Raw genomic sequence first — 14,210 nt, 5'->3', positions numbered from 1 at the left:
ATCCCGAGGGTCTTTGTCAGGTTTGTCGGTACTGTGATCCTGAAAAGAAAAAAGTAGGCATTTATAGGTGTCTTTTAGGAGAACAAAAAGAGAGAACTGTACCGGTTGATAAATGTGATTATTTTTTCCCAGATCATCTTTCTACTCTTGAAGGGAACTCAGCAACGGTGAAAGGGTAGATTCTGACAAAGACCTAAAAAGAATGCTTGATTCGATAAAGTTAGGTCAAAATTTTTTAATTAATACTGGTGTATTGGAGAAAGTAATTGAGTTTTCTGATCTCACCAAGGATGATTGTGTGGTTGAAATAGGTACCGGAATGGGGAATCTCACCGGGTATTTAGCCCAATATGGTGGGGAAGTGTTGACTTTTGAAATTGACCCTATTCTTTACCAAAAAACTCTGCAAGAGTTGTCCTCTAATTCAAATATCCATTTTTTTAATCAGGATTTTTTAAAAGTTGATCTGCTTCAGATTTTAGCCCCGTTTTCTAAATACTCTTTCAAAGTTGTAGCGAATATTCCTTATAGTATTTCAACTGCAATTTGGTATAAAATCTTACAAATCCCAGTACTTTGGACAAGATTGGTTTTGATGGTCCAAAAAGAATTTGGCCAAAAAATTATGGCTCAACCCGGTGAGAAAAAACGAGTTCCCTTGTCAATTATTTTCCAAATGCGTTATCAAGTTCAGCAACGATTTGAGGTATCCCGGGGCAGCTTTCGGCCTATGCCCCGGGTAGATTCGGTGATTTTAAAATGCTTGCCCAGAGCTTATCCACCAGATATAAATACAATCAATAGAGTGGTAAACTTAGCTCAAGGTTTTTTTAAACAGAAAAGAAAGAAAATTTCCAACCTATTACGACCGATTATCGATCCGTTAATTATAAATGATGCCGGAATTCCAATCACCAAAAGACCAGAAGATTTAACCAATCTGGAATGGATAAGACTCTCAGAAATTCTAACTCAAACAAAGGAAGTAGAGCCATAATCATCAGCTTCTAAAACTTATTTTCGTTGATTTTTTTTTAGATTAGTATTATAATTAACTAAAATTATGGAGAACGAGATAATATTGCCAGTCCAGAGCGTTGACCAAATTAAAGCTTGGGTTTTGGAAAAAAAGGGGAAAGAAGTCCGGATCGAAGTTAATAAAGGTCGCAAAAAAACAGTGATAAGACAAGGAGTAATTGAGACTGCCTATCCGTTTTTTTTCACACTAAAGATGGATGTTGATGGTTGTTGCCAGCGGATTTCTTTTAATTATGTAGATATTCTTACCAAAACTATCGAGCTTGAATTGATATAGAAGATATATTTTTGTTTTTTATAACCTACTAAACAGCCGAAAGAGATAAAAGCTCTTCCTTCGAACTTCCACTTTTTTAGTTTCTTCTTTGATTATTTTTAATGGAAATTTGGTATTTTTTCTTTATAATGAAATTATAAGGAAGATTCAATTGATTTGATTTTGAAAGAATCCATTTAAAATTTCAAAAAATGATACAACCAACACGTTTTTTCCCATTTGATGTTAATACTCAGGAAGCGATTAGGATTCAAAGAAGCCTAACCCAACAGGTTTCTTTTTCTTTTCCTTTCCATCCTCAAGAAATACAATGCATAGCAGGTATAGATGTTTCTTATCTGGAAAAAAACCTTGGCTGTGCAGTTATTGTTACATTTTCTTATCCTGAACTTCAGGTCATTGAAGTTGTTCATTCGATAAAAAAAGTTCAATTTCCCTACATCCCAGGCCTTCTCTCTTTTCGCGAGGGACCAGTGGTAGCATCTGCTTTTCAACTTTTAAAAAGTATTCCTCAAATTTTCTTTTTCGATGGTCAGGGAATTGCCCATCCTCGAGGAGTGGGATTAGCCACTCATATGGGAATTCTTTATAATATTGTGTCAATTGGTGTCGCTAAAAGTCTGCTAGTAGGTCAGTATGTAGAGCCTCCCTCGGGAAAGGGCGAATATTCCTGGATTTTTTACCATGATCAAATAATTGGCGCCACTCTGCGGAGCAGGAAAGAAGTAAAGCCAATTTTTGTATCACCAGGCCATCGGATTGATTTACAAAATTCCCTTGAATGGACATTAAAGGTTACGGGCAAATATCGAATTCCAGAACCGACTCGAATTGCTCACCTTTATGCCGATAAAATAAAAAGGAATGAGGTGAAATTTCGTGAGTATCAATGATATAGCTTCATCGAATTTTGCCGAGGAACAACCAGCGGAACAACAGGATAAAGTCGTTATTACTGTCGTCGGTAAAGACCGTGTGGGCATTATAGCGGCGGTAACTTCTTTATTGGCTGAAAACCAAGTGAATATAGAAGACATTACTCAGAAAATTTTAAACGAATATTTTACCATGATATTAATTGGTGACCTAAGTCACTGCGCTATTTCTCTTGCCGATTTAAAAAAACACCTCATTCAAAAAGGTGAAGAAATCGGTGTCCAAATTTTTCTTCAACATACCAGTGTATTCCAAGCCATGCATCGCATTTAAAGCCGTGATTGAATCAGAAAAGGATAACGGTTTTTATTAAACCGATTAAAGTAATCGGAGGGATTATTGTGTTATATGATCGATCGGAAATTTTGGAAACAATACGAATGCTTGAAATTGAAAACCTTGATGTCCGAACGGTAACTCTGGGGATCAATATTTTAGATTGTCGAGGAAAAGACGTCATAGACACCTGTCGAAATGTGGTCAATAAAATTCGTTCTTATGCTCAATCCCTTCATGATGTTGTTGAAGAAGTATCGCTTCGATTTGGAATTCCAATTGTAAACCGTCGCTTGGCTATTTCTCCGGTTTCTCTTCTTTTTGGAAAAGACCAAGTTAATGGTCCGGTTGAACTTGCTCTTCTTCTCGATCAACTCTCTCGAGAAATTCGGGTCGACTTTATTGGTGGTTTTACGGCTTTAGTTCAAAAAGGAATAACTCCAGCTGCAGAACATCTCATCCATTCCTTACCAGCTATTTTGACTCAAACCGAACACATTTGTTCTTCAGTCAATGTGGCATCGACCCGAAGCGGTATCAATGTCGATGTTATTTTATTATTAGGTAAAATTATTAAAGAAATTGCTCATTTAAGTCAGGACAAAAATGGAATTGGTTGCGCCAAGTTGGTGGTTTTTGCCAATGCGCCCGAAGACAACCCTTTTATGGCAGGCGCTTTCCATGGGCTAGGTGAAGGAGATGCGGTTATTAACGTCGGTGTGAGCGGACCTGGTGTTGTGAAGGAAATGATCCGTAGGCATCCAGGAGCCGATCTGGGTCAAGTTGCTGAAATTATCAAACGAACCGCTTTTAAAATAACCCGAGTAGGAGAATTAATCGGGAGAGAGGTATCTCGAAAGTTAGGAATAAATTTTGGAATAGTTGACTTGTCGTTGGCTCCGACCTCTCGGGTAGGGGATAGTGTGGCAGAAATAATTGAAGCGATGGGAATTGATACCTGTGGAGGGTGGGGGACAACCCTGGCGCTGGCTATGCTAACCGATGCCTGTAAAAAGGGAGGTGCCATGGCTTCTTCGTCGGTAGGAGGTCTAAGCGGAGCTTTCATTCCGGTAAGTGAAGATGCAGCCATGACTAAAGCAGTAAAGACGGGAAGATTAAATTTTGAGAAACTTGAAGCCATGACCAGTGTTTGTTCGGTTGGGCTGGATATGATTGCCATACCTGGTGATACACCTGAAGAGATTATTTCTGCGATTATTGGTGATGAAGTAGCAATTGGGGTTATTAATAATAAAACGGTGGGGATTCGGATCATTCCAGTGGTTGGGAAAAAACCGGGTGATGAAGTGGTGTGGGGAGGATTGTTGGGAGAAACGGTAGTTATTCAAGTGAATCCCACTAACCCCAAAAATTTTATTGGGAGGGGTGGGAGAATCCCAGCTCCAATAACCAGTCTTAGAAATTAGAGAAAGAAAATTGACTTCAAAGATACTATTATATATAATTAATTCGCTTTTTGTTTGAGTTGGGGCGTGGCCAAGCGGTAAGGCAAGGGACTTTGGATCCCTGATTCCGAAGGTTCGAATCCTTCCGCCCCAGCCAGTTGAGAATAAAACGCGGCTGATACGGTCGCGTTTTATTTTTTGTAGGACTGAATTATAATAGTATATTAGAACACGATAAAATATTTTGGTTTAGGTAGTCAAGACCACTTCAGTGGTTCCAGTTTAATATACTCAATTATATATTAGACTAGCCATATGAGATGTAATTCTTTCAGAAGTATATGGTGAAATGATTTTTTTGAGTTGGTTTGTCCAGGAGGTTTTTATGGATTATCGTGATTGGTGTATTTGTGTTTTAGCAGCTGGTAAAGGGAAACGAATGAAATCTTCCCAGCCAAAAGTCATCTTACCGGTTTTGGGAAGGCCATTGATTAACTATCTTTTACAACTGGAGATTCCCAATTTTTGTGGGAAGCGGTTAGCAGTCGTTTCTCCTTTTTCTTATGACCAAATCCAATCGGTTGTTGATCCAGCGATTCAGTTAGTTATACAAGAAGAACCCTTGGGAACCGCTCATGCTGTACAATCTATTTTACCCCATCTCGATTCTGAGATTCAGAAGATATTGGTTATATATGCCGATATGCCACTTCTGGAAGCCAATACTATTCATCAATTCATGACTTTTTTTGAGAAAAACCATTCTCCAGTGGCGATTTTAAGCACCAAATCAGAAATTCCTGATGGTTTTGGCCGAATTAAAAGAGATTTTCAAGGAATTCCCCTGAAAATTGTTGAGGAAAAAGATTGTACTGATGACGAGAAAAAAATCTTAGAAATAAATTTGGGAATTTATGCTTTTCAAAAAAATGAAATAGAGGTAGTTCTTCAATCAATACAAAAAAATAATGCTCAGGGAGAATATTACCTTACTGATGTTCTTGAGGTAGCAAGAAACCTCAATTTTAAAACTTTGGTTTATACTGTACCCTGGGATACACAGTTTATTAATGTTAACTCACCAGATGACTTTTCAACGGTTATAGGGTTATTTCGTAGAAAAAAAATAAACCAGCTATTTGAATCGGGAGTTAAAATCGTTGATCCCGAATCGGTGTATGTCGATTGGGATGTCAAATGTGAAAAGGATGTCTGGTTGTATCCTGGAACAATTATTGAAGGCCATAGTGAAATCAAAGAAAACACGAAAATTGGGCCCTATACCCATTTAATCCAATCACAAGTTGGCAAAGATTGTCGCATTGAATATAGTGTTATTGAGGATTCTATTCTGGATGATGAGGTAATTATTGGCCCTTTTAGCCATATCCGAATGAATTCTTTGATAAGAAAAAATGCTCGGATTGGAAATTTCGTTGAAGTCAAAAAATCTGAAATTGGTGAAGGAACTAAGGCATTGCATCATAGTTACTTGGGTGACGCTACCTTAGGAAAAAAAGTTAATATTGGGGCGGGAACAATCACTTGTAATTTTGATGGATATAAAAAACATCCAACCATTATTCATGACCAGGTTTTTATCGGGAGCAATAATTCATTAGTTGCTCCGATAACCATCGGTGAAGGAGCATATACCGCCGCCGGTTCGACGATTACCCGTGATGTTCCTTCTCGAGCTCTCGGTGTGGGTCGGGCGAGACAGGTTAACATTGACAAATGGGTTGAAAAGAAAAAAAACAGGAGCTGATTGGAAAATGATTTGCTATAGTGAAATAAGCCAGCATATGAAGGTATTTACTGGAAGAGCAAATCCATTCCTGGCACAAGAAATTTGTTGGTATCTTGATCTTCCTCTGGGTCGGGCTGATGTAGGTCGTTTCCCTAATGGAGAAATTCGAATACAAATTGAAGAAAGCGTTCGAGGTGGTGATGTTTTTGTTGTTCAACCTACTTGTCCACCGGTGAATGATCATATTATGGAACTTCTGATTATGATTGATGCATTGAATCGTGCATCAGCCAGAAGAATAACCGCAGTAATTCCATTTTATGGGTATGCGAAACAAGATCGAAAAACCAAAGGAAGGGAACCAATCTCTGCGAAATTAGTGGCAAATTTACTGGTAACCGCCGGTGTTGATCGAGTTTTAACCATGGATTTACATGTTGGTCAAATTCAAGGATTTTTTGATATCCCCGTCGACAATTTAGTTGCTCAATCACTCCTGGCTCGTTACTTTGCTTCGAAAAACCTATCGGATGTTGTAGTGGTAAGCCCCGATGTGGGAGGAACAGCACGAGCTCGAAATTTTGCTAATCATTTGGGTGTTGATTTAGCTGTCATTGATAAATACCGACCGACCTATGCTGAGGTTCAAGTCATGGATGTAATCGGAAATGTTCGGGGGAAAAGAGCGATATTAGTTGACGACCTTATTGATACTGCTGGAACTTTAGTTGAAGGAGCGCAAGCTTTAAAAGATCGAGGAGTTATTGAAGTGTATGCTTGTGCCACCCATCCGGTGTTTAGTGAACCAGCTTTAGATCGTATCAAGAATTCTTGTTTGAAAGAAGTGGTTGTAACCAATACTATCCCTTCCAATTCAGAAGAGTTGAGTATCCGAACCAATGATAAGGTGAGAGTTCTATCAGTGGCACCAATTTTTGCTGAGGCAATAAAAAGAATTTATAGTGAACTATCCGTCAGTGAGCTTTTCTCGTGAGAAAACTCCGTCGGTTTAAAGTATAAATAACCGGACAGTCAAATCTAAACTATCATACGCTTGAGAGCGGAGGGAATGCTATGAATCAAAGAGAAATCTTGACCGTTAATACCGAAAAGAGAGAGTCGATTGGAAAGGAAAATATGAAAAGGCTAAGAAGGTCGGGTTGGGTGCCCGGGATTTATTATGCTCAAGAAAGTAAAGAAGGCAATACGATTATGTTAAAAGTTCAAGAAAGTGAGTTAAAAAGAGTCTTAAAGATACCGGGAGCAACCCACCAGTTATTAAATATTTCTATCGATGGTAATATTCATCGAGGGATTATCAAGAATCTTCAGAGGAATCCCATTAAAGAACAGGTTTTGCATATTGATTTTTATGGGGTACGAGCCGATCAGAAGATTACTTTAAAAGTACCACTTATGTTCAAGGGTGAAGCACCGGGAGTTAAGGCAGGTGGTACTCTGGAACAGGTTATGCAAGAAGTTGAAATTGAATGTTTGCCTGACGTCATTCCCGAATTTATTGAAGTTGATATCAACGGCCTGGAAATCGGTGACGCAGTTCACCTTAAGAATGTCAAAGTTCCAGAAGAAATTGAACTTACTGAAAACCTTGAAGACGTCGTTGTGGTTGTCACACCTCCCGTAGTTTTAGAGGAAGAGGTTCCAGAAGAAGAAATTGAAACACCCGAACCAGAAGTGGTTAAAAAAGGTGAGAAGAAGGAGAAAGAAGCAGAGGAAGACTAAGTGTTTTTGGTTGTCGGACTTGGAAATCCCGGTCAAAAATATCAATACAGCCGTCATAATGTAGGTTTTCGAATTGTTGATAATTTGTCTGAACAGCGTCAATGGAGATGGAATGAATCAAAACGCTTTCAATGGTGTCACGGTAAAATTGACAGCCGTGAGCTCTATCTGGTAAAGCCCCTTACTTATATGAACCTGAGTGGTTTGGGGCTTTTATCCTTTTTGAGTTTTATAGCCAAATCTTTTGAGGATAAGATCATTATCCATGATGAACTTGATCTGCCTCCAGGAAGAATCCGGATCAGTCGCGGTGGCGGTACGGCGGGCCATAAGGGCGTTCTTTCCATTGCTGAATACTGTAATCTAGAAAAATTTATCCGTTTACGGGTAGGCATTGGAAAACCAATACAAAAAGACGAAATTACTGAGTATGTATTGCTCAAACCTCCTGCCGATGAAGCAGCTGTTCTCGCTGATTCAGAAAAGCGATCAGTCGAAGCCTTAATCTGTATTGTTACTCATGGTGTTCAATATGCCATGAACCGGTTTAACTCCATTTCTGCGTCATAACTGCCGAGGAGATACATCGTTGTGGAAACCAAAAAAATAGCCAAAGGAATATCCATTATTTGTCAACCCACTTTTATACCAATAGCTCTTTATTTTATCGTTTCGTTATCTGTTGTTCCCACGGTTACGGGATTTTGGTATGCTTTGCTGGGTATCGTATTTATTGCTCTAGCACCAATAGCTTTAGTTTTTATCCTTGCCCGTTGTAACAAGATATCCGATCCTGATCTTCCCGATCGACGGGAGCGTTTTATCCCTTACCTAAGTATTGTAGGGTTATACCTAATCGGTTTTATTGTTTTTTGGTACCTCGGTGCTCCTTATCAAATATTGGCAATTACGGCTTCTTATATTGCCGTTACTTTATTTGGAGCTTTCATATCGCTTTTTTGGAAAATCAGCATGCATATGGCCGGTGTCGCTGGACCAGTTACCGCTTTGGTATTTTTAGTGAACCCCCTTTTTGTATGGGCCTATATTTTGCTTATACCGATTGGATGGGCACGCTATATTCTTAAAAAGCATACTTTTCCACAAATAGTAATTGGGAGTGGATTTTCGATCTTGTTAACCTATTTAGTCATTCGGTTTTTTTCATGAATATTTCCCATTTTCTTCAAAAAATTACCCAACAAATCCGATCTTCAAACCGGTGCTCACTTTCAACAATTCAACCGGTCCGACCTTTTATTGCCCGACTTTTATCCAGAACCAATTATTCTCCAATTTTTTATATAACTGCCAGTGAAGAAATAAAAAGAAAAGTTTTTCGGCAAATTGAAAGTCTTTCTTTTTTAAACCAAGATGGGATGATGGCTATTGGTGTTGACTTTGAGGAGAAATACTCAGGAATTGTTCTCCAAAAAACCCTACGTGAAAAAAAGAATTTAGTTATTGTCTTAAATGTTAATGAACTCGACCAAGAAGTCGTTGAGTTAGAAAACTTTATGAGTCTGTCAGTATTATTGGAGAAGGGAAAAGAATATCAGCGCGATCAATTAATTGATCAATTCTATCGAATGGGATATGAAAGAAAGGATTTTGTTAGAGAGAAGGGTGATATAGCCATTCGTGGCGAAGTGGTTGATGTCTATCCCCCCGATGGTATTGAACCAATAAGAACTTACTGGTTGGGAAACTTATTAGAAAAAATGAAATATTTTCAAGCCGATACCCAAAGGACTGACCATGATTTGGAACACGCCTTAGTCATTCCCAGTGATGGAGAATTTAAAACCGTACCCTTGATTAAACTTATAATGGAACAAGCTCATCTCATTTTTTGGGATGATGTATTCATCGAAAACACTCATTTATCACATATCCCTCAGGTGATTACCGGAATTGTTTCGAGGGGAGACTTACCGGAGATGGTTATTACGGCTTCTCGTCCGCCTTCTTTTTTTGGAGAAATAACAAAATTGATCGATGAATTGAAGGAAAATAATTGGGGGAAAACCTATTTAATTTTCCCATCTGAAAAAATCGAATTGTTTGCATCGATCTTGGATGAGGAAAAGATCCCCTATGCTAGAGATATTAAAAAACCGAGCCAAATTTTTCTTTTAAAAGGTTTTCCGGCAGAAGGATTTATGCTTCCCGATTTGGGTTTTTCGGTTTTCACGACTCAGGAAATTTTTGGAAAAGATTTTACTAAACCGAGTAAAAAAAGAGCAGAATCACCAATAGAAGAAGAAATGGTGAGCTCACTTCAACCCGGGGATTATATTGTTCATGAGGAACAAGGAATCGGAATTTTTAAGGGAATCAAAGAAATGGTTTTGGAAGGGGTACACCGGGTTTATCTGGTCATTGAATATGCAGCTGGTGATATCCTCTATGTTCCAGTTGAAAGTGCTTCCTTAGTCCAAAAGTATATTGGAAGTGGTGATGTAAAGCCAAAAATATCTCGGTTGGGTAAAGATGAATGGGGAAAGGCAAAACAAAGAGTTGCTCAATCAATACAGGAAACTGCTCAAGAATTATTAGAAATATATGCTCTTCGCAACCTGGAACAAGGCCATGCCTTTTCTCTGAATTCTACCTGGCACAAGCAACTTGAGCTATCTTTCCCCTATATTGAAACTCCCGACCAAAAACAGGCAATTATTGATGTGGAACGTGATATGGAATCCACACGACCAATGGATCGGCTCATCTGTGGCGATGTGGGCTACGGGAAGACTGAGATTGCCATACGAGCGGCCTTTAAAGCAGTTATGGATGGAAAACAAGTTGCTTTGTTGGCACCAACAACCATTTTGTCCGAGCAGCATTATCTAACCTTTAAAGAGCGTTTGAAAAGATTTCCGGTACGAATCGCAGTTATAAACCGCTTTAAATCAATGCTGGAACAAAAACAAATTGTTGAAGGAATTAAAAATAATGAAATAGACATCTTGATCGGTACCCATCGGCTCATTCAAAAAGATATTCAATTTCATGACCTCGGGTTAGTCATCATTGATGAAGAACAGCGATTTGGGGTTATGCACAAAGAGCGGCTTAAAAAAATGAAATCAACTGTTGATGTCCTCACCCTCACCGCTACCCCGATTCCCCGAACCTTGTATCTGTCCCTTACCGGTATTCGGGATATCAGCGTTATCGAAACACCTCCTGAAGGCCGTAAGCCGGTTCATACCGTGGTTGCGTCTCGAAGTCAAAAAATGATCAAGGAAGCAATTCAATACGAACTCGAGCGAAAGGGTCAAGTATTTTATGTGAGCCCCAGAATTAAAAGCTTGATGAAAATTTATGAAGAGTTGGTATTACTCTTTCCTGAGTGTCAAATTGGAATTGCTCATGGACGACTCTCCGGGCCTGATTTAGAAAAGGTTATGGAGAAGTTTTATAATGCTGAAATTGATATTTTACTTTGTACAACAATTATCGAGATTGGGTTAGATGTTCCGAATGCCAATACTTTAATTGTAGATCCGGCAACTCTCTTTGGGTTGTCTCAACTCTATCAACTGCGTGGTCGTATAGGACGATTTGACCGAGAGGCTTATGCTTATTTATTTTATCCAAAAAGATTAACCCATGAAGCTCAGGAGCGCTTGGATGCTCTTTTGGAATTCGAGGGATTGGGGACCGGCTATAAATTAGCCCTTCGTGATATGGAAATTCGAGGAGCAGGTAATATTTTGGGTCAAGCTCAGCATGGATTTATTCAAGAGATTGGTTTTTCCCTTTATACTCGAATGTTACAGGAAGAAATATCCCGGCTTAAGGGAGAAAATACTGAAACGAATCTCCAAACCACCATTGTTTTGCAGGAAAATGCTTTTTTCCCAAATTGGTATATGAAGCAAGAAAATGAGCGTTTTAGTTATTATCAACGTTTACTGCAGGCTCAGAAACTGAATGATATTGAAGATCTGAGGGCAGAGATTGAAGATCGGTATGGACGCTTACCAAGGGAAGTTGAAACTCTTTTAAAAATTACAACCCTGCGTTATTATGGTAAAATAGCACAAGTTGATACAATTGAAGAAAAAAACGGGGAGATTTATATCGGTGCTCCAATTGAGGTACTGGTCAGCCTCAATGAAAAATTCCGGAACCATGGTGTAAAAGGTTTGTTGGTAAATTACCATGGTAAGCAAACTTTAAGGATACCATTTCAAAAATTAAATTCATTGTTACGTCTGTTTGATCCAATGGTAGGGAAAGGATAAAAAAAATTTCATATAGAACTACAGTTTATTGAGGATAGTGGAGATATTCCTTCAATGGATAAAATGAGTGATTCAGAAGCCAAAAAGTATTTTGGAGAGTTAATTGAATTGGTAGCAATCCTTCGAAGCGAAAATGGTTGCCCTTGGGATCGAGAACAAACTCGAGAAAGTTTAAAGCCACTTATGCTTGAAGAGATGTACGAAGCCTTTGATGCAATTGATCGAAAGAACGAAGCTGATTTAAGAGAAGAGTTGGGAGATATGTTGCTTCATATTGTTTTTCAAGCACAAATTGGAATAGAACAGGGTTCTTTTAATATTGTTGACGTTTTAAAACAGCTCATTTTTAAAATGAAGAAGAGACATCCTCATGTATTTGGAGATATTCAGGTTCAAAACGTGGATGAAGTTTTGTTAAATTGGGAAACCATTAAAGAAGGCGAGAAGGAAAGGGAGAGCATGCTTTCATCCATACCTCCAAGTTTACCAGCCTTACTCCGGGCTCAAGTCATTCAAAGCCGGGTTGCTCGGGTAGGGTTCGATTGGCCAAATGCCAATGAGGTTTGGAGAAAGGTAATTGAGGAACAGAATGAATTTGAAGAAGCCTGGAAAAGTCATGATCAAGAATCAATCGAAGAGGAATGGGGGGATTTGGTATTTGCATTAGTTAATCTCTCCCGGCATCTTCAACTTCAACCGGAGGATGCTCTTCAAAAAGCTTCCCAACGCTTTGCCCAACGCTTTCATTATATGGAGAACGAAATAAAAAAACAAGGGAAAAAAATTGAAAACCTCTCTTTAGAGGAGATGGATGAGTTATGGAACAAAGCGAAACAAGAAATAAAACTTATCCAAAACAACCAATAGATTTTGGAGATCTATTTAATCGAATCAAAGTATTATTGCCATTGGTAAAAGGGTGGAATCCTGATATTTATTTGGCGGTAAATTCAGCCGGTTCGATTGTGTGCGGCATATTGAATAATTTTTTTCCAAGAGAAATCAGGACCCTTTCCATCCGATATCAGAATGACCATTTAATAGTCAATTGGGACAATTGTGGTGAGTTAAGGGATAAAAGAGTATTGGTGGTTGCCGATCATTTTCCCAATGAACAAGTACTTTTCCAACTGGAGAATTTTTTAAAGACCAAACAAGTATTATCATTGGTTAAGCTAGTGGTTTTGGGTAAAGGCGTGGAATACTCGTGTTTTCCAGAACTACCAGAAGAATCGATTCTCCCTTGGGAAACTGATGAGACTGGATAAATATTTAAAAGTTTCCAAGTTGATTAAAAGACGAACTCAAGCTCAGGTTGCTTGCAAAAATAACCGGGTTTATTTAAATAATCACTTAGCCAAGTCATCATCAATGGTTAAAGTTGGAGATGAAATTAAGATTGTTTCTCCGGTTATGATGCTTCGGGTAAAGGTTTTACAAATACCGGTTAACAATCAATATTCTGATGACCTTTTTTCAGTAATTGAACAAAAAAAACTGGAAACGGAGTAAGACAACTATAGGTGTGGGAGGCATTCCTTCAACCATACTGTAGTTTTTAGGGAAACTATTGCAGTGGTTAAGTTCATTGATCTTAAGTTGACTTTTTAAAGGAGATGATAAACTCATGAGTACAATTTTTGATGTTCATGCTCGAGAAATTCTTGATTCCCGCGGAAATCCTACAGTAGAGGCAGAAGTGACTTTAGCATCGGGTGCTTTTGGTCGGGCTGCTGTTCCTTCGGGAGCATCAACTGGGACTTTTGAAGCAGTTGAACTCCGTGATGGTGATAAAAACCGATATCTTGGCAAAGGAGTAACCAAAGCAGTAGAAAATGTGAACGAAATTATTGCTCCGGAAATTATTGGTCTCGATGCTCTTGATCAAGCCAAGATTGATAAAGTCTTAATAGATCTGGATGGTACTCACAATAAAGGAAAATTAGGAGCCAATGCGATCCTTGGTGTTTCCTTAGCGATTGCGAAAGCTGCAGCTGAATATGCTGGTCTTCCACTTTATCGGTACATTGGCGGTGCTAATGCTTGCGAGTTACCAGTTCCTTTGATGAATATCTTAAATGGTGGGAAGCATGCCGACAGTGGCGTTGATATCCAGGAGTTTATGATTGCTCCTTGTGGGTTAAAAGCATTTAAGGATGCTTTGCGAGCTGGAACTGAAGTATTTCATCACTTAGCAAAAGTTTTAAAAAGAAGAGGGTATTCCGTCGGCGTTGGAGATGAAGGAGGTTTTGCTCCAAACCTTCATTCTTCCGATGAGGCTTTGGAAGTTATCATCGAAGCTATCCAATTAGCGGGGTATGAACCAGGCAAAGATGTCTTTTTGGCTTTAGATTCGGCAGCATCTGAATTATACAAAGACGGTATTTATGTTTTTGAAAGAGAAGGTGCTCGTCGGAATATCGATGAGATGATAGAATTTTATCAAGAGTTGGTGGAAAAATACCCAATCATATCTATTGAAGATGGATTAGCCGAAGATGATTGGGAAGGTTGGAAAAAAATGACCTTTG

15 protein-coding genes and 1 tRNA gene are annotated in these 14,210 nt (G+C 38.7%); all 16 read left to right on the top strand.

Translation table 11 applies throughout. The features are described from left to right. Positions 1-202 precede the first annotated feature (202 nt). Positions 203-997 (top strand): 16S rRNA (adenine(1518)-N(6)/adenine(1519)-N(6))-dimethyltransferase RsmA, encoded by a 795-nt coding sequence (rsmA, locus tag PLK24_RS03250; protein WP_324476331.1) that lies wholly within the window; start codon positions 203-205, stop codon positions 995-997. A gap of 84 nt (positions 998-1,081) precedes the next feature. Next, on the top strand, positions 1,082-1,315 hold the full coding sequence (locus PLK24_RS03245) for a Veg family protein (protein WP_324476330.1): 234 nt from the start codon (positions 1,082-1,084) through the stop codon (positions 1,313-1,315). 191 nt (positions 1,316-1,506) lie between these two features. After that, entirely contained in the window at positions 1,507-2,208 is a 702-nt protein-coding gene (nfi, locus tag PLK24_RS03240; protein ID WP_324476329.1) for a deoxyribonuclease V, read from the top strand. Next, entirely contained in the window at positions 2,201-2,524 is a 324-nt protein-coding gene (locus tag PLK24_RS03235) for an ACT domain-containing protein (protein ID WP_349770649.1), read from the top strand. Before nfi ends, PLK24_RS03235 begins: the two co-directional genes overlap by 8 nt. 68 nt (positions 2,525-2,592) lie before the next feature. Further along, positions 2,593-3,954 carry a PFL family protein gene (locus PLK24_RS03230; RefSeq protein ID WP_324476327.1) on the top strand — a complete coding sequence of 454 codons (1,362 nt, stop codon included), beginning with the start codon at positions 2,593-2,595 and terminating at the stop codon, positions 3,952-3,954. Positions 3,955-4,014: 60 nt separating this feature from the next. After that, positions 4,015-4,090 (top strand) — tRNA-Gln (locus tag PLK24_RS03225). A 228-nt stretch (positions 4,091-4,318) separates the two neighbouring features. Then, positions 4,319-5,701 (top strand): bifunctional UDP-N-acetylglucosamine diphosphorylase/glucosamine-1-phosphate N-acetyltransferase GlmU, encoded by a 1,383-nt coding sequence (glmU, locus tag PLK24_RS03220; protein WP_324476326.1) that lies wholly within the window; start codon positions 4,319-4,321, stop codon positions 5,699-5,701. Between the two features lie 7 nt (positions 5,702-5,708). After that, on the top strand, positions 5,709-6,677 hold the full coding sequence (locus PLK24_RS03215) for a ribose-phosphate diphosphokinase (protein WP_324476325.1): 969 nt from the start codon (positions 5,709-5,711) through the stop codon (positions 6,675-6,677). 80 nt (positions 6,678-6,757) lie between these two features. Then, positions 6,758-7,426 carry a 50S ribosomal protein L25 gene (locus PLK24_RS03210; protein WP_324476324.1) on the top strand — a complete coding sequence of 223 codons (669 nt, stop codon included), beginning with the start codon at positions 6,758-6,760 and terminating at the stop codon, positions 7,424-7,426. Next, complete coding sequence (gene pth / locus PLK24_RS03205; RefSeq protein WP_324476323.1) at positions 7,427-7,996, top strand: aminoacyl-tRNA hydrolase; 570 nt, start codon at positions 7,427-7,429, stop codon at positions 7,994-7,996. It abuts the gene before it with no gap. Between the two features lie 21 nt (positions 7,997-8,017). Beyond that, positions 8,018-8,596 carry a hypothetical protein gene (locus PLK24_RS03200; protein ID WP_324476322.1) on the top strand — a complete coding sequence of 193 codons (579 nt, stop codon included), beginning with the start codon at positions 8,018-8,020 and terminating at the stop codon, positions 8,594-8,596. Further along, a complete protein-coding gene (gene mfd, locus PLK24_RS03195) occupies positions 8,593-11,679 on the top strand; it encodes a transcription-repair coupling factor (protein WP_324476321.1) in 3,087 nt (1,028 codons plus the stop codon). The genes PLK24_RS03200 and mfd overlap by 4 nt, the downstream gene beginning before the upstream one ends. Positions 11,680-11,742: 63 nt before the next feature. Beyond that, positions 11,743-12,546, top strand: coding sequence for a nucleoside triphosphate pyrophosphohydrolase (gene mazG, locus PLK24_RS03190; protein ID WP_324476320.1), 804 nt, complete (start codon positions 11,743-11,745; stop codon positions 12,544-12,546). Further along, entirely contained in the window at positions 12,498-12,947 is a 450-nt protein-coding gene (locus PLK24_RS03185; RefSeq protein ID WP_324476319.1) for a hypothetical protein, read from the top strand. The genes mazG and PLK24_RS03185 overlap by 49 nt, the downstream gene beginning before the upstream one ends. Beyond that, entirely contained in the window at positions 12,934-13,191 is a 258-nt protein-coding gene (locus PLK24_RS03180) for a S4 domain-containing protein (protein WP_324476318.1), read from the top strand. The genes PLK24_RS03185 and PLK24_RS03180 overlap by 14 nt, the downstream gene beginning before the upstream one ends. Positions 13,192-13,306: 115 nt before the next feature. Then, positions 13,307-14,210, top strand: a 904-nt coding sequence (eno, locus tag PLK24_RS03175; RefSeq protein WP_324476317.1) for a phosphopyruvate hydratase, incomplete at its 3' end; no start/stop codon positions are given.

The organism is Atribacter sp. (assembly GCF_035418125.1).
GTDB lineage: Bacteria > Atribacterota > Atribacteria > Atribacterales > Atribacteraceae > Atribacter > Atribacter allofermentans.
This window is presented reverse-complemented; position numbering and strand designations above follow the sequence as displayed.